Raw genomic sequence first — 20698 nt, forward strand, 5'->3', positions numbered from 1 at the left:
GCGCCATGGCCGGCGAAACCGTCATCACCGTGGTGGGAAACCTCACGGCCGACCCCGAGCTGCGCTACACGCAGAACGGGCTGCCGGTGGCGAACTTCACCATCGCATCGACGCCTCGGAACTTCGACCGTGCCGCGAACGAGTGGAAGGACGGCGATGCGCTGTTCCTCCGCGCGTCCGTGTGGCGCGAGTTCGCCGAGCACGTGGCGGGTTCGCTGACGAAGGGCATGCGCGTCATCGCGCAGGGCCGTCTGCGTCAGCGCTCCTACCAGGACCGTGAGGGCAACCAGCGCACCGCGATCGAGCTGGAGGTCGACGAGATCGGCCCCTCGCTCCGGTACGCGACCGCGCAGGTCACCCGTGCGGCGTCGACCGGCGGTGCCGGCGGTGCCGGTGGTCCCGGCGGCGGTCAGTCCCGTCCCGCGCAGCAGCAGGTGTCGGAGGAGCCGTGGTCCACGCCCGGCTCGTCGACCAGCGCGGATGCCTGGAGCACTCCGGGCAGCTTCGGCGACGACACCCCCTTCTAAACTCAACTCCCGCGGTCTGAGCCCGGGACCCTTGGGTCCCTGAGCTTGTCGAAGGGCCGCTCATCATTAAGGAAAACCAATGGCTGGAAAGTCGAGCGGCGACCGCCGCAAGCCGCGGAAGGGTGGCAAGCCCACCGCTCCCGCGAAGTCCATCCGGGTCGGTGTCATCGATTACAAGGATGTCGCCACCCTCCGCAAGTTCGTCTCGGAGCGCGGCAAGATCCGCGCCCGTCGTATCACCGGTGTCTCGGTGCAGGAGCAGCGTCTGATCGCCACGGCGATCAAGAACGCGCGCGAAATGGCGCTCCTGCCCTACGCTGGCGCCGGCCGGTAAGGGGTATCGAGATGGCAAAGCTGATTCTCACGAACGAGGTCGCCGGGCTGGGTAGCGCGGGAGACGTCGTCGAGGTCAAGAACGGGTACGCCCGCAACTTCCTCATCCCGCAGGGCTTCGCTACGGCGTGGACCCGCGGTGGCGAAAAGCAGGTCGCTTCGATCCAGGCCGCGCGTCAGGCACGCGCGATCCACGATCGTGACGACGCTGTCGCACTGAAGAACGCTCTCGAGGGCACCAAGGTCCGTCTCGCCGTCAAGGCGGGCGCGTCCGGTCGCCTCTTCGGTTCGGTCAAGACCGAGCACGTCGCCGACGCTGTCGCGGCTGCCGGTATCGGTGCGATCGACAAGCGCAAGGTGCACATCACCTCGCCGATCAAGTCGACGGGTGACCACGAGGCCACCGTTCGTCTGCACGACGACGTGACCGCGGTCATCACGCTGCAGGTCGTCGCCGCCAAGTAATTCCCGATGGGCCACTGAGCCTGTCGATGTGCGCCCCCTTTCCTTCGGGACAGGGGGCGTTCGGCGTCTCCGGGCCGCACGTTTTCGGACCATTCCGTCTTCTTCGGACGATCACGCCCGCATTCTCCGCAGAACGTGGGGTTGGCCGAATGCCTGCGCACGCGGGCGCGCAGGATGCCCCGTGGGCGCGAACCCACGGGGCACCCCTTGCGTCCGCGTCACGCGCGGTCGGACCGAGATCCGCCCGTCACGCGACGCGGGACGCACCGGCGGTGCGGGTCTCCTCCCCGAGGACGGCCGCACCGCCGGCGTCTGGGCTACGCCGTCGTGCGACGGCGGAGCAGCCCTGCTCCTCCGAGAAGGAGCAGGAGTGCGGCGAGTGCGACCAGACCGGAGGCGGCGGCGCCGCCGGTCATGGCGAGGCCCTCCGCTGCGCCGGATGCCGAAGCGGCAGCGGCCGCTCCGGAGGCCGAACCGGTTCCCGGAGTCGTGCCCGGATCGGTGCCCGGACCGGTACCGGGACCGGTGCCGGGGTCTGTTCCCGGATCCGTTCCCGGGTCGGTTCCCGGATCAGTCCCCGGGTCCGTTCCCGGATCCGTTCCGGGGTTCGTCCCGGGGTTCGTCCCGGGCCCGGTGACGGTGCTCTCGCCGAGCACCGCGATGGCGTTGCCGCCGACCGTGATCGGGATGCTCACCGGGAGCACGACCTGGCTGCCGCCGAGGAGTCCTCCCAACCCCGACGTGTCGATCCCGCCGACGGCAGGAACCGCCGGTGCCGGTGCTGCGCCCGTTCCGCCGGTCACCGTGCTGGTGCCGAGGACCGAGATCGCGTTGCCGAGCACGGAGACCGGTGCCGTGACGGGCGCCACGACCTGGCTGCCGCCGGCGAGCGAGTCATCCCCGCCGGTCGACACGTCACCGCCGGATGCCGGTGCCGGTGCTGCGCCCGTTCCGCCGGTCACCGTGCTGGTGCCGAGGACCGAGATCGCGTTGCCGAGCACGGAGACCGGTGCCGTGACGGGTGCCACCACCTGGGTGCCGCCGAGGATCGAATCGTCTCCCGACGTCGTCGCCGGCGTTCCGGGTGCGGAGTCCGGCGCGGGTGCGCCGGCCGGGGAGCCGGATGCCGAACTGGTGCCGAGCACGGACACGGCGTTGCCGTCGACCGTGATCGGTGCCGTCACCGGGGCCACGACCTGGGTGCCGCTGCCCACGGCATCCGTTCCGTCCGTCTCCGCGGAGACCGGCGAGGCGGCGGCAGGGGCCGGTGCTGCGGCTCCCTGCGACTCCGCATCGCTTTCACCGAGGACCGAGACGGCGTTGCCCGAGACGGTGATCGGCGCGTCGACCTGCAGCAGCGCCTGCGTACCCGAGAGCACGCCGTCGATGCCGCTGGTCGTCACGGACGGCACCCCGGCGGCGGGAGGCGAGGCCTGGGGAGCCTCGTCCTGGGATGCCGGAGCCGGGGTGCTGGTCGAGGAGGTGCCGAGAAGGCTCACCGCGTTGTCCGTCACGGTGACGGGTACGGTGACGGTCACCACGGCCTGGGAGCCGGATGCCGCGCCCGAGTCGCCGCTCGTCTCCGCCACCGGCGCGGGGGCAGGGGCTGGAGGCGGGGTCTCGGCGACGGGTGCCGGAGCGGGTGCCTCGGCGGTCGAGGTGCCGAGCACCGAGATCGCGTTGTCGACGATCGTGATCGGCGCGGTGACCGTGGCCACCGCCTGGGTGCCGGAGAGAAGGCTGTCGTCTCCGGATGTCTCGGCCGCGTTGGCGACCGTCGCGCCGAAGAGCGTGATGCCCCCGGCGATCAGCGTGCCCCACAGGGCCCGCTTCAGATAAGTACGCATGATGATTCTCCTGACTGGACTGGGGGAGTCTGGATGGGTGCGGGCGAAGTGCGCGCGCAGCACAGCATCTGCCGTCCTCGGGGTGAGGGCGGCGCGACCGTCAGTCAGTCAGGAGAGACGTCGGTGGCGAAGACCGGCGACGTCGGCAGGGCGTCGTCGGATGCACCGGCAGCCCGCTCCCAGGCACGGAGCGGGGACGCGCCGACGTCGCTGACGCGAGCGTGGGCGCTGTGAGAACCTCCACCGGAACCGGCGAAGGAAGAAGGCGTGCCAGGACCCCCTGGCGGGGCGCCGGAGGACGGCCCGGAGGGCGCGTCCGACGCCCCGCGCTCGCTCACAGTGCCCCTGGGGATGGTAGCGGGGACTACGGGCGAAGCGGAGGCGAGCGCGGGGGTCGTGGCTTGGAGGTAGAGTGCGGATGCCGTCGCCGAGGCGAGCTGCGCAGCAGAACTCGTGCCGGGTGTGCCGGGTGCGGGCGGCACCGATGCTGTCGGGTCGAGAGGTTCCAGGATCGGCGGCAGCGTCTCCCCGCCCGCCTCGCCGATCACGCCGGTCGCGCCGTCGACCACTCCGATGAGGCCGCGGACCAGGTCGGCGGCACCGAGATCGTCGACGAGGTCTCCGAGGATCGGGAGACCGGTGACGGCATCCAGGATCGGGTCGGCGATCTGTGCGACGGGGGAGTGCGTGAGAGCGTCGGTCACCGGCGCGACCACGCCCTCGGCGGTCTGGGCCACCGCCTGGACGATCGGCGCGGCGACGGCTCCGACGATCGGAACCTGCGTGACGGCGGTGGCGACAGTGTCGACCACGACGGGCGCCTCCTGCTGCACGGGCGCGATCACGGCCGTGACGGCCGGGGCGACCACCTGCGTCACGACGGGTGCGACGACGTCGGAGACGACCGGTGTCGTGACGGCGGAGACCGTCTCGCTCACGATCGAGGTGAGCCCGTCGAGGGGTCCGTCCGACTCGTCGGCGTGCGCGGAGCCTCCGCCGGCGACGACCGTCAGTGTCGCCCAGGCGAGCGCGACGAGACCGCCCCATTTGACGGCGGTGGGGATGCCGCGTCGGGTGGCCCGAACGTTCACGTCAACCTCCCCCTCTGAAGGCAACGCACCATCGGCACGAACGTGCTCGATGGGCTGACGATACTCGCGCTTACAGCCGTTGTCCAGGGCTATTTCGCGCAGGTCCGGAAGCTCATCGCGCGATGACGCGCCCGGCAGAATCTCAGCTTGACTTTCCCCAGGTTCTACACATGTCGTCCCATGACGGGAAAACCTTCAATCACGCATTGAATCCGGTTCCCATCCACAGGCTGGGGAATCGAGAAAGCCCAGGTCAGCGCGATTAAGAAAACCAATATGAAAGACCGTCCACCGGGTTATCCACAACCGTTCTACACAGACACTCCGGCTTTGTCCGCAAACTCTCCACAGAGTTATCCACAGGCTGTGTTGCACCCGATTCACGCCGCTCGTAGCGTGGTCGAGCGACCGAATGTCGGGGGCTCCTGATTCGCTGTGCACAGCGGCCGGAACGGCCGGACGGACACGGCTCCGCCCCTCGGGGCGGCGCATTCGGAAACGTCGCATCGAAGGGAAAAGCGTGTCGATCGCGGACATCTCAGAGGAGCGCCTGGGAGGGCAGCGCCCGCCCGAGCGCACGCCTCCCCATGACCTCCTCGCCGAGCAGAGCGCGCTGGGCGGCATGCTGCTGTCGAAAGACGCCGTCGCCGACGTGATCGAGACCCTCAAGGGCGCCGACTTCTACATCCCGAAGCACGAGTTGATCTTCGAGGCGATCCTGTCGCTGTACTCGCACGGCGAACCGACGGATGTGGTCGCGGTCACCGACGAGCTCATCAAGACGGGCGAGCTCGGCAGGGCCGGCGGCGCCGACTACCTGCACACCCTCACCTCGATCGTCCCGACCGCGGCGAACGCCGGGTACTACGCGGGCATCGTCAACGAGCGGGCCATCCTGCGTCGCCTGGTCGACGCGGGCACGCGCATCGTGCAGCTCGGGTACGCCGGTGAGGGCGACGCGACCGACATCGTCAACAACGCCCAGGCCGAGATCTACTCGGTCACCGGCACGGAGACGGCCGAGGACTACGTGCCGTTGACCACAGCCGTCGACGCGGCGATCGAGGAGATCGAGGCCGCGAACGGCCGCGACGGCTCGATGACCGGCATCCCGACCGGGTTCAAAGAGCTCGACGAGCTCACCAACGGCCTCCACGGTGGCCAGATGATCGTCGTCGCGGCCAGACCCGCGATGGGTAAGTCGACGCTCGCCCTCGACTTCGCCCGCGCGGCATCCATCGGTCATGACTTCCCGTCGATCTTCTTCTCGCTCGAGATGGGCAAGAGCGAGATCGCGATGCGTCTGCTCAGCGCCGAGGGCGGGATCCCGCTGCAGAACATGCGCAAGGGAACGCTCGATCCGCGCGACTGGACCACCGTCGCCGCGACCCGTGGTCGCATCAACGACGCGCCCCTCTACATCGACGACAGCCCCAACATGACGCTCGTCGAGATCCGTGCCAAGTGCCGTCGGCTCAAGCAGCGCGAGGGTCTGCGCATGGTCATCATCGACTATCTGCAGCTCATGACATCGGGCAAGCGCGTCGAGTCGCGTCAGCAGGAGGTCTCCGAGTTCTCGCGAAGCCTCAAGCTCATCGCCAAGGAGCTGCAGGTCCCCGTCATCGCCCTGTCGCAACTGAACCGTGGTCCCGAGCAGCGGCAGGACAAGAAGCCCGCGATCAGTGACCTGCGTGAGTCCGGCTCGATCGAGCAGGATGCCGACATGGTCATCCTGCTCCACCGCGATTCCGTCTACGACAAGGACGTGCGTCCGGGCGAGGCCGACCTCATCGTCGCCAAGCACCGTAACGGCCCGACCGCCACGATCACGGTCGCGTTCCAGGGTCACTACTCGCGCTTCAAGGACATGGCCCCGGGTGGCGACTTCAACTGAGTTGTAGGTTCCGGGTCAACACGACAGAGTCGGCGGCGACCTAGAGCGCCGTGGAGAGGACTTCCGCGAGCACGCGCTGCTGAGTTCTCCCGGGATCCGGGCTGGACTGGTCCGACATGGTTGCAAGTGCTTTCCAGAGGGCCCATCCTCGCGCGCGTTGCCAGGTCGCATCATCGAGGCCGACCGACTCGTGAAACGCCGCACGCGCCTCGCCGTCGAAGAAGGTCCACGCGATGACGAGATCACAGGCGGGATCGCCGATCCCGCAGGTGCCGAGATCGATGACTGCCGAGAGTCGCCCTTCCTCTGTGAGGAGGTTGCCGGTGGCGACGTCTCCGTGGAACCAGACAGGCTCGGACTCCCAGGCAGACGTCGTCGCGGCGAGCCAGATCTCTCGGCACCGCTCCGCATCGACGTCGTCTCCCAGACGTTCGAGGGCGATCTGCACCTGATTGCCGTACACGCTCGGGTGACAGCCGCGGTAGAAGGAATGTCGTCCCGCTGCGGTGCCCTCCCCTGTCGGGAGGGATCTCAGTGTGCGCAACACGGTTCCCAGATCGACGGCCAAGGAGACCCGGTCGATCAGCGAATTCTCGTCCAGCGTGTCACCGGGCAGCCATCGACGCACGGACCACGGAAGCGGGTAGTCCCGGCTCGGCACTCCGACGGCCACGACGCCGGGGACGAGAACCGGCAGCTTCCCATCGAGGAACTCGAGCGCGCGCTTCTCCTTCTCGACAGCAGCGGCATAGGCTTCGCCACTGGGCAGCCGCACGGAAAGATCATCTCCCAGGCGAAACGTCCGGTTGTCCCACCCCTGTTGCGGAACCGCGCGAATGCGCAGTGTGCTCCAGTGCGGAAACTGCTCCGATATGAGCTGGGCCACCAGGGCCTCGTCGATATCGACCATCTTTCCTCCCCGCTTCAGCACGCGCTATTCGCTGCCCGGTGCCTTCGCTGCCGGCTTCTCAGCGTGTCGTGGACTGTTCGGGTTCATCAGGGAGTGCCTGCGGCCGTAGACGAAGTAGATGATGAGGCCGATGATGAGCCAGCCGCCGAAGCGGAGCCAGGTCTCCCAGTGGAGCTGGAGCATCAGGAAGCCGGAGGCGAGCATTCCGAACGCGGGAACCAGTGGCATGAGCGGGAGCCGGAAGGTGCGGGGAGCATCCGGGCGCTTGTATCGGAAGATGATGACCGACAAGCAGACCACGACGAACGCGGCGAGGATGCCGATGTTGGTGAGGTCCGCGACTGCCTTGATCGGGAAGACGCCCGCGAGGAGCGCCGAGGCGACGCCGGCGATCCAGGTGACGCGCTGTGGGGTGCCGTTTCGGTCGGTCTTGGCGAACCACCCCGGGAGGAGCCCATCGCGACTCATCGAGAACCACACGCGGGTGACGCCGAGGAGGAAGGTGAGCATCACGGTGAGGATGGACAGGACGGCGAAGACGGAGATGATGGTGGCGATCACGGGCAGCCCGACGCTCGTGAACGCGGATGCGAACCCGGCTGTGGGGTCGATCTCCTTCCAGTTCTGCATGCCCGTCAGCACGAGCGTGGCGGCGACGTAGAGGAGCATCGCGATGATCAGCGAGAGGATGATGGCCTTCGGCATGTGCTTCTTGCCGTCCTTCGCCTCCTCAGCGGCGGTGCTCATGGCGTCGTAGCCGAACACTGCGAAGAACACGGTCGCGGCGCCGGCGAGCACGGGACCGAAGCCGCTGGGCATGAACGGGTTGTAGTTGTTCGCATCGATGTAGAAGACGCCCAGGCCGATGATGAACAGGATCAGGAGCACTTTGATCGCGACTGCGACGAGCTCGAAGCGCCCGAAGGCCTTGGTTCCGCGGGCGAGGATCCACGTCACGAGCAGGCAGACAGCGATGGCGGGAATGTTGACGATTCCGCCCTTGCCCTCGTCGGCCGTGGAGGTCATCCACGTCGGCATGTGGATGCCCACCCCGGAAAGGAAGGCGTCGAAGTAGCCGGAGATGCCGATAGCGACGACGGCAACGATGGCGATGTATTCGAGCAGCAAGTCCCACCCGATGAACCAGCCGATGACCTCGCCAAGGGCGACGTAGCCGTACGTGTATGCGGACCCTGCCCTGGGGATCATGCCGGCGAACTCGGCGTAGGAGAGGGCGGCAGCCGCCGACGCGAGCCCGGCGATCAGGAAGGAGATGAGCACGGCGGGTCCCGCTCCGGGGGTCCCTTGGCTGCCTGCCGCCACCAACCCGGCGAGGGAGAAGATGCCGACGCCGATGATGCCGCCGACGCCGATCGCCGTGAGCTGCCACAGACCCAGCGACTTGAAGAGCCCGCTGTTCTTGCTCTCGGCCTCGATGTCGTCGATGGGCTTGCGCCGCATGATGGACTGGGATGGATCTTTTGCACTCATCAGATGCTCCTCAGTTGGTGCCGCGACCATCACTGCCCTGTGACGGTCAGCCCAGTATGTACCTGGAGACGCCTCGCGAAAGGTGACTGATGCTGAACGCTACTGTTCAGGCTCACGGCAGCGCGATGCCGGTGTACTCAGCGAGCGGGATCGCCGCGAAGCTCGGGGCTGAGGCGTCGTAGAGTCGTCTGACGGCAGCAGGGCGGGAGGGACCGAGAGGGAGCGAATGTGCACGGCGTGGTTCTCGCGGGCGTGATCCGGTCGCGCACGGTGGTGCTCACCGGCGCCCGTGCCCCGGCGACTCTCGACCTCGCACGGCGCTTCGCCGAGGCCGACTGGCGTGTGGTCGTCGCTGACAGCGAACCCAACCTGACGGCGAATTCGCGGGCAGTGCAGCGCGCCTATCGGGTGCCGTCCGCGCGGTTCCGTCCGGTGGAGTTCGCGCGGGCGATCGCCGGTATCGCGCGACGCCATCGGGCCGATCTCATCGTCCCCACCTGCGAGGAGACCTTCTGGCTCAGCGCCGTGCTCACGGCGGACGATGTCGCGGACGCGCCAGGACAGGCGAATGACGATCGCCATGTGAAGAGCGATCTCGCCCTGCTCCGCGACCGGCTGTTCGCCTCGGAGACGGATCTGCTCGCGCGCCTGCATCACAAGGGACGATTCGTCGCACTGCTCGACGAACTCGGCTTGCCGCACCCGCGCACAGAGGTCGTCTCGTCGGCGATCGAGTGGCGACGCCGACGCGTGGCCCGCGCCGGGTGGCTTTCGGGGGCGAGGGTCGTGAAGCCGGCGCTGTCGCGCTTCGGCAGCCGCACCATGATGGTGCCCGCGGGGGAGCCGCTTCCCGACGTGGGTCGGATCACGGCTGATCAGCCCTGGATCATCCAGGAGCGGGTGGCCGGTCGGGAGCTGTGCACCTACGCGGTCGCGGTCGCAGGACGGCTCACGGCTTTCGTCCTCTACGCGCCCGTCTGGCGGGCCGCTCGCGGAGCCGGGGTGGCGTTCGAACGCATCGAGGAGAGCGACCGGGTCCATGTCGCCGCACGATCTCTGGCCGCGAGCCTCGCGGCCGGCCTGAGCTTCTCCGGTCAGTTCGGCCTCGATCTGATGGAGACCGACTCGGGGCTCACCATCCTCGAATGCAATCCTCGAGCGACCAGCGGCATCCACCTCTTCGCTCCTGGCGATCGGCTCGCCGATGCGTTCGCGCCGGCTCTCTCCGCCGACACCGACGGCTCGGGCGAGGCCCTCGAGCTCGTTACGGCATCCCGCACGGTGGTGCGCCTCGGAGTGCCGCATCTCCTGTACGGGCCGGGGGGCATGCGGTCGGTGAGTGACGCCGGTCGCTTCGTTCGTCAGTTGCGGGCGCCTGATGTGCTCCGGGAACCCGGCGACCGCGTGGCGTTGGGGACACTCGCGCGATCCGTTCTGGTGCAGCTTCGCACCGCGCGGGCCGCTCGCGTGTCGATTCTCGCCGCCTCCACGCATGACATCGAGTGGAACGGGGAGCCGGTCCGGTTGCCCTCCCGAGCGGTACAGCACAGCGGGGCCGATGCGTTCGCGGCCGCCGTCGCCCGTGCGGGCGGTACCCGCGAGGTCGCATCCAACGTCGACGTCACCTTGTCGGTCGTGGCGGTCGGCGGCGAGCGACTGCCGTTGACCACGCCCTCATCCCGTACTCCGCGCCCGGGCGTGCGGAGTGAAGAGACTGATCCGCAGAGCTACGTCGTGTCCCCCGTGACGCACTACCTGCACTACGCCCGCGAGGAGGTGGGGGAGCTGCGTTCCCGGGTGGCCCGCCTCGCGGCTCGGGGTCTGCTGCACGTCCTCGGGATGGCGTTCGCCGTGTCGCATATCGACGACGTCGCGTTCGTGGGCAACTCCCTGATCTCCACCAATCTGCATCCGCAGCTCGACGAGGTAGAGGTGGCCGGGCTCACCGAAGCGCTGCAGCGGTCGCATCCGCATCTCGCCATCGGCTGGCGCAGCGTGCACGGGCGCGGCAACCTGCTCCCCGAGACGTTGCGCCGGTGCGGCTATCGGCTCATTCCCGCGCGCAGCGTCCTGTTCACCGAGACGCGCGGCACCGGATGGGCGCGGGTGCGCGACACCGTGCGCGATCGCGCCGTGTACGAAGGCTCGGCCTATCGGGCGCGGCCCGCACCGCTCGACCCCGTCACCGGCATGTCGCCCCTCGTCATGCGCGAGCGGATCGCCCAGCTATACACGCAGCTGTACGTCGACAAGTACTCGCGGCTCAACCCTCGCTACACCGCCGCGTTCATCGGCGTCGCGCAGCAGAGCGGGCTCCTGGAGTTCGTCCTGCTCGAACACGAGGGTGACGCTCGCATCGACGGCGTCTTCGGGTTCCGCGTGGCGAACGGCTTCCTCGCCGCTCCTGTTCTCGGCTACGACACGCGGCTCCCGCAGGAGCTCGGCCTCTATCGGATGCTCAGCTATCTCGTGGCCCGCACCGCCAACGAGAACGGGGTCCAGCTGCACAACTCGAGCGGGGTGGCCGCGTTCAAGCGCAACCGAGGGGCTGAGCCGGAATTCGAGTACACCGCGGTGTACACGCACCACCTCCCGTGGCGGCACCGAGCAGGATGGCGTCTGCTGGAGACAGTGGTGCGGGCGGTCGCCGTCCCGATGGTGCGTCGCGAAGGGCTCTGACGGCCTCATCGATCGGTGTGGGTGTGCGGGCGGCGTCAGGATCCGACGGCCGGTGTCGCCCGGAAGGCGTTGACCGCCCGGTCGAGGATGACCTCCGTCTCGCGCCCGGAATCGAGCACCGTGTTCCTCGTGGATGCCGGATCGACCAGCACGGTCGTGACGGGGAGCGCGTCCGTGGCCTCGGTGGTCAACAGGGCGTCGACCTGCGCAGCGTAGGCCGAGCCGCTCGACTTCGCGCGCATGTCGATCGCGACCACATGGTTCGTGGACACGAGGTTGCCGGCCCCCTCCACCAGTCGCACGATCACCGGCACGGCATCCGACGGGCGGATGCGCTGCGCATCGACCACATGAGAGATGTGGTTGCCGATGACCGAGTTGTTGCTCCCGTTGACGCGGACCACTCCGAAGAGATCATCCTGCCCGTTGTCGACGTCCAGAAAAGGCGTCCAGGGTTCGAGATCACGGAGCAGGTGATTCGATGACACCAGGTTCTCCGAGCTTCCTTCATCGAGAACGACCATGCCCGGGTAGAACGAGTGCAGACGGTTGCCGGTGATGCTCGACCGGGTGACGCCCGTGAAATGGATGCTGCTCGCCCCGCGCGGGAAGACGTTGTTCGCCGTGATCAGGAGTCCCCCGTGATTCTCGGCGTAGATCGAGTGACCCCAGGGCCCCGCTCCGATCAGGTTGTCGGTGATCTTCGAAGCCTGGCCCCACCCGCGGAGCTCGATGCAGCTTCCGCACTCGGCGATGAAGTTGTCGTGGAGAGAGAGCGCGTCGGCGTTGCAGACGGTGAGCGCGTGCTCGAGATAGACGAATCCCATGCCGTTGACGCGGAAGGAGTCGTTCGCGCTCGCGACGTGGATGCCGGTCTTGCCGTTGACGTAGGTGTTCTCCGCGTGCAGGTCAGAGCCGTCGGAGACGAAATGCAGGCCATCGATGCAGAAGTTCGAGAACTCGACCGAGCTGATCCGCGGATCTCCGCTGCGCTCGACGAGGAAGGCGGCGCCGGCGGACTCATCGGCGCCCTCGACGATCGGCAGATCGACGAGGATTCGGCTTCCTCCGGGCCACAGCTCATGCAGATCCGGCCAGTCCGCTTCCGGAACATTGAACCGGATGCTGGACGAGGTGAACCCGTGGCCGGCCCCCTCGATCCGCAGGAAGCTGACATCGATGATCACCTGGGTCCGAAGGGGGTAGTCACCGGGCGGCAAGGTGATCACCGCGCCGGGCTTCGCACCCTGATCGCCGGTTTGACGGCGCTTGATGTCCGCGATGATGCTGTTGATCACCGCCCCGACGTCCTCGGTGGCGTCGCCCACCGGCCAGGTCGTCACGTCGTAGGCGTTCGGGCTCGTCATCAGTTCGTGCTCTCATCTCGGATTCCGGCGGTGATGGTCACGTCGTTCAGATGCGGCAGGTCGGCGCCGGACCGACCGACGGTCACCGCTGCGCAGGCTGCCGCGAAACGGCACGCGTCGATGGCTTCGAAGAGAGAGACTCCTCGAGTGCGCAGCCCAACGACGCCGATCTCCGCAGCGATGAAGTGGAGGAGACCTGCCATGTAGGAGTCGCCTGCGCCGATCGTGTCCGCGACGTCGACGACGGGACTGGGGATGAGCGCATTCTCCTCCCCGCAGCGCAGGATGCTGCCCTCGGCGCCGCGGGTGATGACGACGATCGAGGCTCCTCGCCGCGCGTAGTGAGCCGTGACCTCTGACGCAGCGAGTTCGGGGTGGAGCCACTCGGCATCCTCGTCGCTCATCTTCACGATCGTGCTGGCGCGCGCGAATCGCTCGACGAGGGGGAGGATGCTGGCGCGTGATCCCACGACGGACGGTCGGATGTTGGGGTCGAACGAGCGGAGCATGTCGCCGTCGGCGACTTCGAAGAATTCCGCGACGGTGTCCCCGCCGGGCTTCAGCAGCGCCCCGATGGATCCCGCGTGCACCAGGTCGAATCCGCGCGACGGAATGTCGGCGATGTCCCACGTGATGTCGAAGTCGTAGTGCGCGGACCCGTCCGCCTGGATTGTCGCGGTCGCCGAGGACGTGCGCGTCGAAGGATCGATGGAGCCGGAGGTGAGCCGCACACCGGCGTCCGCCAGGTGGCTCGCGAGCATCCGTCCGTATGAATCGGTGCCGAGACGAGTCGCCAGGGTCACGGGCGTTCCCAATCGCGCCAAGCCGATGGCGACGTTGAGGGGGCTTCCTCCGGGATGCGCCTGCCCTCCGGTCGCGGACGAGACCACGTCGACCAGTGCCTCGCCGACGACGAGCACCTCACTCATCGGAGCCCGCCTGTTCGACGCTCGGAGCCGCCACGGACTGACGGCGCACGAGCGGACAGGCGAGAACCGCGGGTGGGTAGGTCACACCCGAATCCAGGTCGACGTCCCCCTCCATCACGCCGGCGAGGGCGTCGAGCGCCCACCTGCCCATCTCGAAATGCGGCAGCGCGACCGTCGTCAGCGCCGGGAAGAGACCCTCGGCGATCAGTTCCTGGTTGTCGAAGCCGACGATGGAGAGATCGGTCGGGATGCGCAGTCCCAGCTCCGCTGCGGCCCGATACGCGCCCATGGCCATGCGGTCGTTGTAGCAGAACAGCGCGGTCGGCCGGTCCGGTCGACTCAGCACCTCGATCGCGGCCTTGTATCCGCCCGGGGTCTCCGAGGGTTCGGCGATCACGAGCGCCTCGTCGAACTCCACCCCGACATCGGCCAGTGCGCGACGGTACCCGGCGAGGCGACCGCGCGTCGCCGGCACGTCATCGGCGTTCGTGAGGAAGCCGATCCGCCGATGCCCGTGCTGGATGAGCTCGTCGACCGCGACGTAGGCGCCGCCCTCTTCGTCGGGGACGACCGAGGGGACCCGGCCACCCACCGATGCGGAGTCGATCAGGACCGTCGGAATCGCCTGCAGCGAAGCCGGCAGTGCGATCTCGCGGTGGTACATGGTGGCGTAGAGGACCCCGTCGACCTGTTGACGCAGCAGCGCGTCGGTGTCGCGCTGTATGTCCACGTCGTCGCGCGTGGTGTTGATGAGCACCAGGGTGAGGCCCCGTTCACGAGCGGCCTGCTGCGCTCCGAGGATGATGCGACCGGCGTGCGGCGTCGTGGCGATCTCCTCGCTGAGCAGCCCGATCATCTCGGACTGCTGGCGGCGGAGGCTGCGAGCAATGCGATTCGCGCCGTAGCCCAGTCGCTTCGCGGTCGTGCGCACCCGTTCGCGCGTCTCTTCGCTGGCGCGTGCGGACTCGACGTCGTTGAGGATGTGCGAGACCGTCGTCACGGAGACCCCTGCCTCGCGTGCGACGTCTCGTATGCCGACTGTCTTGCGTGCCACCGTCTCGCCTTTCGTCCGTTCATTTCTAGTGGGTGAGCGAGCATCCGTCTCACCCGCTCGGTTCTAGCCCTTGACCGCCCCGAGCGTGAGACCGGCCACGATGTGACGCTGCAGCACCAGGGCGAGCAGGATCACGGGGACCGAGTACAGCACCGCCAGAGCCGTCATGGCCCCCCAATCGAGACCGAACTGGGTCTGGAAGTTGGCGATCACGATGGGCGTCGTCTGGGATCGCGTCGCCGTGAGGAGAAGAGCGAAGAGGAACTCGTTCCACGATGCCAGGAATGCGAAGATCGCGGTCACCGCCACTCCGCCCATGGTCACGGGGAGCACCACTCGCCAGAGGGCGCCCAGTCGACTCGCGCCGTCGATCTTCGCCGCCTCCTCGAGCTCGCCGGGCACGGCTTCGAAGAAGCTCGACATCAACCAGATCGACAGGGGCAGGGAGATGGTGGTGTGGGCGATCGCGAGACCGAGTGACGTATCGGCGATGCCGAGGTTGCGGAACATCGCGATCATCGGAACCCCGATCACGATCGGCGGCACCATGCGCATGACGAGGGCGCCGACGATGAAGAACCGACCATACGCGGTGCGGAAGCGGGTCACGGCGTACGCCGCCGGAAGGGCGAGGACGAGTGAGATGGCCGTGCTGAGGACGGCCGTGATCACGCTGTTGATGAACGAGGCGACGACGCCGTCCCGGCTGATGGCAGAGACGTAGTTCTCGATCGTCCACTGCGACGGGAGCACGGTGGGTGGTACCGCGATCGTCTCCAACGGGGTCTTGAAGGACGTGAAGAGCATGTACAGAAAGGGGAAGCCGTACAGGATGACGAGGAGCACCAGGGCGATCCAGAGGATCGTCCTGGATCCGGTGCGGGTGGTTTCGAGGCCATTCATCGTTCGTTCTCACTTCCGGGACGCCAGATGAGCAGGATCGCCACGACGGACACGGCCAGCATCGCCAGCAGGTACATCGTGCCCATCGCGCTGGCCAGACCGGGGTCGCCGAAGCGCACCATGGTCCGATAGATCAAGAGGGACATCGTCTCCGTGCTCTGTTGCGGCCCGCCGTTGGTCTGGATCAGGATGACGTCGAAGGCACGGGCGGCGTCGATGCCGCGGATGATCAGGGCCACCGCGATCACCGGGCGGAGCAGCGGGATGATGATGCGGAACAGGACCGTCGGATATCGGGCGCCGTCGAGGCGGGCGGCCTCGATGACGTCGCCGGGGATGTTCTGCAGGCCGGCGAAGAGCACCAGAGAGATGAAGGACGTGGTCAACCAGATGTCGGGGATGGCGACGGAGAAGAGGGCGATGTTCGGATCGCTGAGCCACTGGATCTGGCCGGGATCCTGCAGGATGCGCGCATCGGTGAGCAGCTGGTTCACGATGCCGAAGTTGTCGATGAGCAGGAAGCGCCAGAGGAGTCCCGCCACGATGGGGGCGATCATCAGCGGATAGAGGAAGATCGTCCGGAACACCCGGGATCTGTCGCCGAGGGCCGTGAAGATCAGTGCGACCGTGAGGCCGAGGACGAACTCGAAGACGACCACGATGATCGTGTACACGATGGTGCGCCAGGCGGCGTTGCCGAAGTCGCCCGAGGTGAACGCCGTGGCGTAGTTGTCGAAGCCGACGAAGGTGCGCGGGCCGCCGGCGAACTTGCTGATCTCGAAGAACGAGTCCGAGATGAACTGCAGGAGCGGCCACGCGACGAATACCGCGAGGAACAGGGTGGCCGGCAGCATCAGGAACAGGGCGAACTGGCGATCGGTGAGACGCACGATGAGTCTTTCTGTGAGGTGGTGGACAGGGGGCGGCGGCGCTCCTGCGGGCGCGGGGCGCCGCCGCCGTCTCGATCAGTCGCCGATTATCGACTGCACCTGCGCTTTGGCGTCGTCGAGGAGCTGTTGATTGTCCGCTCCGGGGACCACCGCCTTCTGGATCATCGGAATCAGCGCGGAGTCGACGATCTCCTGCCACTGCGGGGTGGCAGGCCGAGGCACGGTCGCCTGTGCGTTCAGGGTCTCGATCAGAGGCTTGTAGTTCTCGTATCCGGGTTCGTCCTGGTACTGCTCGAGCACGGAGATCCGTGATGCCAGCCCGAGGTCGGTGTCGACCGACAGCTCGTTGTGGTCGAAGGCGTACTGCACGAACTCCAGTGCCTTGTCCTGCTTGCTCGTACCCGAGGGCACGGAGAGGTACCACGCACCCGGCACGCCCGCCACGCCGCCGGGCCCGCCGATCATGGTGGTGACGCCGACGTTGCCGGCGACCGCTGAGTCGGACGGGATCTGCTTGTAGGCATGTGCCCAGAAGCGCATCATCGCCAGCTGACCCTGATTGAAGAGGTTCTGCGATCCGGCCCAGTCGAGCTGCGCGGCGCCGGACGGCGCATACGGCAGCAGGCTGGTGTAGAAGTCGAGTGCCTCGAGGCTGTCGGCGTCGCCGAGGGAGACGGTCCCGTCGTTCCCGACGACCATGTCGCTCGCGCCGGTCTGCGACAGCGTCGCGAGCCACTCGGTCTCCACGGCTCCCTTGACGTCGGTGCCGTAGACGTCGACCTGTCCGTCGCCGTCGGTGTCCTGCGTGAAGAACGCGGCCGTGTCGGAGTACTGCTCCCAGGTCGTCGGCGGTGCGAGATCGTATCCGTACTCCGCCTTGAAGTTCGCCTGCTGCGTCGGGTCCTCGAAGAGATCGGTGCGGTAGTAGAGGATCTCGGAGTTGGTCCACGCGGGCATGCCCACGAACGCGCCGTCGACCTGCGCCTCGGTGACCAGGGCGGGGAAGAGGTCCGACTGCACCTCGTCGGTGAAGATGTCATCGAGGGGTGTCAGGGCCTCGGCGAAGGTGGGCAGCCAGATCGCGTCGAGCGCTGCGACATCGAACGACAGCGAACCGGAGCTGAACTCACTGTTGAGGCGGTTGTAGAGACCGTCGTACGGCAACTCGACGAACGTCACCGAGGTGCCGGTGTCCTTCTCGAACTGGTCGGCGATGGGCTGCAGCTCTCCATGCCCACCGGCCTCGACGAGAACGGTGATCGTATCGTCGCCCGAGGCGGTACTGCCCCCGCCCACACCGCACCCGGCGAGGCTGACGACGAGAAGAGCGGCGAGTGCGCCGGTGGATCCGACCATGGCACGTCGGGACGAGTGCCGGTGTTTGCGAAGCATCATCACTTCGGCTCCAATTCTGTGCGGCGTTGCGTGATTGCGAGGCTGAGCGTCGATCTGTTCGGCGCTGATCGCGAAGGCGACTGTGATGACAATACGTTTTGCCAAAACGTCTTGTCAAGCACATACTTGGACGAGAGCGACCGCCGCCGACGGCGACCGCAGAAGGAGCCGGCCCCATGACGGACGTGCAGCGCCCCCATCCTCGCCTGCATTTCACCCCGCAGTCGGGGTGGATGAACGACCCCCTGGCCGTGACGTGGAGCAACGGTCAGTACCACCTCTTCTTCCAGTACGTGCCTGGCCGCACGACCTGGGCGCCCGAGTGCCGCTGGGGCCACGCGACCTCGCCCGATCTCGTCACCTGGACGGAGCATCCGGTGGCGCTGGAGCCCGGTGACGGCGACGACGGTATCTGGTCCGGTTCGATCGCGATCGGCGAAGACGGGCGTCCGACCATCTTCTACACCTCGGTCCAGGTCCCCGACTTCGGCATCGGCAGCATCCGCACCGCCACCCCCGTCGACGATGAGTGGATCCGCTGGGCGAAGGGCGAGGTCGTCGTCGAAGCGCCACCGCTCGACCTGATCGCGTTCCGCGATCCGTTCGTGATGCGCGACGGAGGGCGATGGCGGATGCTGGTGGGAACCGCGTTGGACGGAGGAGATGCGGCCGCGAGTTCTTTCGTCTCGGACGACCTTCGCACCTGGACATTCGAGGGGTTGGCTGCCTCGCGGAACACGCGCGAGTCGGAGCCGGTATGGACCGGCGCCCTCTGGGAATGCCCGCAGATCTTCACGATCGATGATCGCGACGTCATGGTGACCTCGGTCTGGCAGGAGGATGAATTGCACTACGTGGTCTATGCCGTGGGTGAGTTCGTCGAAGGCCGCTTCCGAGCCGACAACTGGGGCCGCCTCACCTACGGCGACAGCTACTACGCGCCGTCCTTCTTCAGAGACCGCGACGGGAGGCCGTGCCTCATCTTCTGGATGCGGGGTGTGATCGACGAAGAGGCCGGCCGTGCCAGTGCGCTGAGCGTTCCGCACGTGCTCCGTCTGGAAGGCGACACTCTGGTGGCTGCGCCGCATCCTGCGGTGCGGGCGTACGTCGCAGATGCCCGCTCCTCTGCGACTGACGGGTTCGAGGCCGCGCTCGCGGCGGGGGAGGAGTGGGTCGCGTCGAACGACGCGGGCACGCTCGCGATCCGCCGGGATGAGTTCTCGATCACTTGCTCCTGGCTGGATGCCGTGACGGTGCTTCCCGCCGCCGCCGGGGACGTCCGAATCCTCGTCGATGGAGAGACCGTCGAGCTGTTCTCCGGCGCCGCACTGTTCGGGGTGGGGTCGAACTCGGCCTTCACGGTCAGCGCGCCCGCACGTCGCGCCAACGCGACGGTGCGGCAGACCACCTGAGGTCAGGCGGACTTCGCGCCTGCGGGGTTCAGCCGCTTGCGCGCGAGGACCGCGATGAGGAGCACGACCGCGAGGGCTACTCCGGCGATGTTCGCCAGGGGTGACGGTGAGTCGGGGTTCACCTGGGTGCTGATGACGGAGAAGTCCCAGAGCCCGTGGGCGGTCATCGCGATCACCAGGGCACCGGTACTGCGGAGGACGAGGTAGAACACGAACCCGGTGGCGGTGGTGGCGACGACCTGGACCAGCGCCTGCGGGCCGGCGACGAAGATGTTCGTGCCGTGCGCGAGCCCGAAGATCACGGTGGTCCACAGCCCGACCTTGAACTCGCTGAATCCGCCGTCGCGGAAGGCGGAGACTCCGATGCCGCGGAACACGAGCTCTTCGCCGAAGCCGACCATCATGGTCGAGATGAACAGCAGCAGCGCGAAGACGATGCCCTTCTCGCCGAGGCCGCTGTAGTTGGTGATGATCAGCGCGCAGACGAGCACGATCGCGGGCACGACGAGGGTCCAGCGTCGGAACCGTCTGCCTTCCACGAAGATCTCCTGCCATCGGCCCAGGTACCCCGTGATTCCGATCGCGAAGAGGATGCCGAGTCCGACGGGGATGACGTACGACCTGATCAGATAGTCCACCGACGTGGGCTGCGCGTACTCGACGTCCTGACCGGCGGTGAGGAAGATGCCCGTCGCCTGGACGATGGCGATGTAGACCGCCACGATGACGAGGTAATGCCACACGCGCAGCCGGCGCGGTGAGGTGGAGGTGTTCATGGCGGTGGACCCGTTTTCTCTATAGTCATGAAGTGTCTACTGTCACTTCATGACAGATTGTAGCTCATCCACGGCGTATAGTCACTATGTGACAGAAACTCGGGTGCCCATCGATCTGCGCCGCCGTCCGGATGCACGCCTGCAGGTGTCTCGTCTGGCCGCGGAACTCTTCTGGCGAGACGGGGTTTCGGCCACGCGCGGCGACGACATCGCCGCAGCGGCGGGGATCGCGACGCGCACCCTGTGGCGGTACTTCCGCTCCAAGGAGGCGTGCGTCGAGCCGGTCCTGGCGGAGTCCGGGCGCCGGTTCATGTCGGTCCTCGCCGCCTGGCCCCTCGATGTGAGCATCGAGGACTTCCTGGAGGCGGCTCGCATCCCGGGGCCGGTGACGTACACCGAGGACGACCTGCACGCGTCGCGGATGATCCGGCTCGGGTTCGACGAACCCGTCCTCCGCAGCGCGTGGTTGATGGTGTGCGATGACGCCGAGCGCGAGTGCGCGCGGATCTTCGGAGAACGGCTCGGGCAGGACGCGACGAGCCGGGAGGTTCAGCAGATCGCGGCGTCGGTGTCCGGCGCGGTTCGCGTGCTGAACGACTCGCTCAGCGTCGACTTCGTCGACCGAGGCATCAAGCCCGACGGTCAGGACGTGCTGTATGCGCTTGCGCGAGCGGTCAGGGACGGGAGCAACGGCCGCGTCGGGCCCGCGCTCTGAGCACAGGGCGTGCAGACGTG

At 67.5% G+C, this 20698-nt stretch carries 18 protein-coding genes; 7 read left to right on the forward strand and 11 right to left on the reverse strand.

The genetic code is table 11. The features are described 5' to 3' along the window. Positions 1–5 precede the first annotated feature (5 nt). From ABS642_RS14930 to rplI, 3 genes are all read left to right on the forward strand, one after another. Positions 6–527 (forward strand): single-stranded DNA-binding protein, encoded by a 522-nt coding sequence (locus ABS642_RS14930; protein WP_282215372.1) that lies wholly within the window; start codon positions 6–8, stop codon positions 525–527. Positions 528–606: 79 nt separating this feature from the next. Beyond that, positions 607–861: a 30S ribosomal protein S18 gene (rpsR, locus tag ABS642_RS14935; RefSeq protein ID WP_017829850.1), complete on the forward strand. Its 255-nt coding sequence runs from the start codon at positions 607–609 to the stop codon at positions 859–861. 11 nt (positions 862–872) lie between these two features. After that, positions 873–1325, forward strand: coding sequence for a 50S ribosomal protein L9 (rplI, locus tag ABS642_RS14940; RefSeq protein ID WP_282215373.1), 453 nt, complete (start codon positions 873–875; stop codon positions 1323–1325). A gap of 317 nt (positions 1326–1642) precedes the next feature. Here the strand turns inward: rplI and ABS642_RS14945 are convergent, their stop codons facing one another. Both ABS642_RS14945 and ABS642_RS14950 read right to left on the reverse strand, forming a co-directional pair. After that, on the reverse strand, positions 1643–3172 hold the full coding sequence (locus tag ABS642_RS14945; protein ID WP_350350705.1) for a hypothetical protein: 1530 nt from the start codon (positions 3170–3172) through the stop codon (positions 1643–1645). Between the two features lie 104 nt (positions 3173–3276). Beyond that, positions 3277–4263 carry a hypothetical protein gene (locus ABS642_RS14950; protein ID WP_350350706.1) on the reverse strand — a complete coding sequence of 329 codons (987 nt, stop codon included), beginning with the start codon at positions 4261–4263 and terminating at the stop codon, positions 3277–3279. A gap of 622 nt (positions 4264–4885) precedes the next feature. Between ABS642_RS14950 and dnaB the strand changes: the two genes are divergently transcribed. Next, positions 4886–6157 carry a replicative DNA helicase gene (gene dnaB / locus ABS642_RS14955; protein WP_350353446.1) on the forward strand — a complete coding sequence of 424 codons (1272 nt, stop codon included), beginning with the start codon at positions 4886–4888 and terminating at the stop codon, positions 6155–6157. A 40-nt stretch (positions 6158–6197) separates the two neighbouring features. Here the strand turns inward: dnaB and ABS642_RS14960 are convergent, their stop codons facing one another. Both ABS642_RS14960 and ABS642_RS14965 read right to left on the reverse strand, forming a co-directional pair. After that, positions 6198–7067 (reverse strand): aminoglycoside phosphotransferase family protein, encoded by an 870-nt coding sequence (locus tag ABS642_RS14960; protein ID WP_350350707.1) that lies wholly within the window; start codon positions 7065–7067, stop codon positions 6198–6200. 24 nt (positions 7068–7091) lie between these two features. Continuing rightward, the gene (locus ABS642_RS14965; RefSeq protein ID WP_350350708.1) at positions 7092–8558 is read right to left on the reverse strand and encodes an amino acid permease; all 1467 of its coding nucleotides are present in this window, start codon (positions 8556–8558) and stop codon (positions 7092–7094) included. Between the two features lie 237 nt (positions 8559–8795). Here ABS642_RS14965 and ABS642_RS14970 point away from each other — a divergent pair, with 237 nt between their 5' ends. Beyond that, a complete protein-coding gene (locus ABS642_RS14970) occupies positions 8796–11237 on the forward strand; it encodes an ATP-grasp domain-containing protein (RefSeq protein WP_350350709.1) in 2442 nt (813 codons plus the stop codon). A 35-nt stretch (positions 11238–11272) separates the two neighbouring features. Here ABS642_RS14970 and ABS642_RS14975 read toward each other — a convergent pair whose 3' ends face one another. The 6 genes from ABS642_RS14975 to ABS642_RS15000 form a co-directional block, all read right to left on the reverse strand. Continuing rightward, the gene (locus ABS642_RS14975) at positions 11273–12604 is read right to left on the reverse strand and encodes a NosD domain-containing protein (protein ID WP_350350710.1); all 1332 of its coding nucleotides are present in this window, start codon (positions 12602–12604) and stop codon (positions 11273–11275) included. Further along, a complete protein-coding gene (locus ABS642_RS14980) occupies positions 12604–13533 on the reverse strand; it encodes a carbohydrate kinase (RefSeq protein WP_350350711.1) in 930 nt (309 codons plus the stop codon). The genes ABS642_RS14975 and ABS642_RS14980 overlap by 1 nt, the downstream gene beginning before the upstream one ends. Further along, positions 13526–14587, reverse strand: a complete 1062-nt coding sequence (locus tag ABS642_RS14985) for a LacI family DNA-binding transcriptional regulator (protein WP_350350712.1) — start codon at positions 14585–14587, stop codon at positions 13526–13528. The genes ABS642_RS14980 and ABS642_RS14985 overlap by 8 nt, the downstream gene beginning before the upstream one ends. A 63-nt stretch (positions 14588–14650) precedes the next feature. Next, complete coding sequence (locus tag ABS642_RS14990; protein ID WP_350350713.1) at positions 14651–15490, reverse strand: carbohydrate ABC transporter permease; 840 nt, start codon at positions 15488–15490, stop codon at positions 14651–14653. After that, on the reverse strand, positions 15487–16380 hold the full coding sequence (locus tag ABS642_RS14995; RefSeq protein WP_350350714.1) for a sugar ABC transporter permease: 894 nt from the start codon (positions 16378–16380) through the stop codon (positions 15487–15489). Before ABS642_RS14995 ends, ABS642_RS14990 begins: the two co-directional genes overlap by 4 nt. A 75-nt stretch (positions 16381–16455) precedes the next feature. Then, complete coding sequence (locus tag ABS642_RS15000; protein ID WP_350353447.1) at positions 16456–17736, reverse strand: extracellular solute-binding protein; 1281 nt, start codon at positions 17734–17736, stop codon at positions 16456–16458. A 215-nt stretch (positions 17737–17951) separates the two neighbouring features. Here ABS642_RS15000 and ABS642_RS15005 point away from each other — a divergent pair, with 215 nt between their 5' ends. Next, entirely contained in the window at positions 17952–19187 is a 1236-nt protein-coding gene (locus ABS642_RS15005) for a glycoside hydrolase family 32 protein (RefSeq protein ID WP_350350715.1), read from the forward strand. A 2-nt stretch (positions 19188–19189) separates the two neighbouring features. On the opposite strand, the gene ABS642_RS15010 is transcribed toward ABS642_RS15005, so the two are convergent. After that, the gene (locus tag ABS642_RS15010; RefSeq protein WP_350350716.1) at positions 19190–19963 is read right to left on the reverse strand and encodes a CPBP family intramembrane glutamic endopeptidase; all 774 of its coding nucleotides are present in this window, start codon (positions 19961–19963) and stop codon (positions 19190–19192) included. A gap of 88 nt (positions 19964–20051) precedes the next feature. On the opposite strand from ABS642_RS15010, the gene ABS642_RS15015 reads away from it, so the two are divergent. After that, positions 20052–20678 carry a TetR family transcriptional regulator gene (locus ABS642_RS15015; RefSeq protein WP_350350717.1) on the forward strand — a complete coding sequence of 209 codons (627 nt, stop codon included), beginning with the start codon at positions 20052–20054 and terminating at the stop codon, positions 20676–20678. The last annotated feature ends 20 nt before the right edge of the window (positions 20679–20698 follow it).

The sequence above is a fragment of the Microbacterium sp. A8/3-1 genome, assembly GCF_040267695.1.
GTDB lineage: Bacteria > Actinomycetota > Actinomycetes > Actinomycetales > Microbacteriaceae > Microbacterium > Microbacterium luteolum.

Bases quoted from the DNA above. Each gene is read 5' to 3' on its own strand.
- ABS642_RS14930 (WP_282215372.1), top strand. From the start codon at position 6: ATGGCCGGCGAAACCGTCATCACCGTGGTGGGAAACCTCACGGCCGAC.
- rpsR (WP_017829850.1), top strand. From the start codon at position 607: ATGGCTGGAAAGTCGAGCGGCGACCGCCGCAAGCCGCGGAAGGGTGGC.
- rplI (WP_282215373.1), top strand. From the start codon at position 873: ATGGCAAAGCTGATTCTCACGAACGAGGTCGCCGGGCTGGGTAGCGCG.
- ABS642_RS14945 (WP_350350705.1), bottom strand. From the start codon at position 3,172: ATGCGTACTTATCTGAAGCGGGCCCTGTGGGGCACGCTGATCGCCGGG.
- dnaB (WP_350353446.1), top strand. From the start codon at position 4,886: ATGCTGCTGTCGAAAGACGCCGTCGCCGACGTGATCGAGACCCTCAAG.
- ABS642_RS14960 (WP_350350707.1), bottom strand. From the start codon at position 7,067: ATGGTCGATATCGACGAGGCCCTGGTGGCCCAGCTCATATCGGAGCAG.
- ABS642_RS14965 (WP_350350708.1), bottom strand. From the start codon at position 8,558: ATGAGTGCAAAAGATCCATCCCAGTCCATCATGCGGCGCAAGCCCATC.
- ABS642_RS14975 (WP_350350710.1), bottom strand. From the start codon at position 12,604: ATGACGAGCCCGAACGCCTACGACGTGACGACCTGGCCGGTGGGCGAC.
- ABS642_RS14980 (WP_350350711.1), bottom strand. From the start codon at position 13,533: ATGAGTGAGGTGCTCGTCGTCGGCGAGGCACTGGTCGACGTGGTCTCG.
- ABS642_RS14990 (WP_350350713.1), bottom strand. From the start codon at position 15,490: ATGAATGGCCTCGAAACCACCCGCACCGGATCCAGGACGATCCTCTGG.
- ABS642_RS15000 (WP_350353447.1), bottom strand. From the start codon at position 17,736: ATGGTCGGATCCACCGGCGCACTCGCCGCTCTTCTCGTCGTCAGCCTC.
- ABS642_RS15005 (WP_350350715.1), top strand. From the start codon at position 17,952: ATGACGGACGTGCAGCGCCCCCATCCTCGCCTGCATTTCACCCCGCAG.
- ABS642_RS15010 (WP_350350716.1), bottom strand. From the start codon at position 19,963: ATGAACACCTCCACCTCACCGCGCCGGCTGCGCGTGTGGCATTACCTC.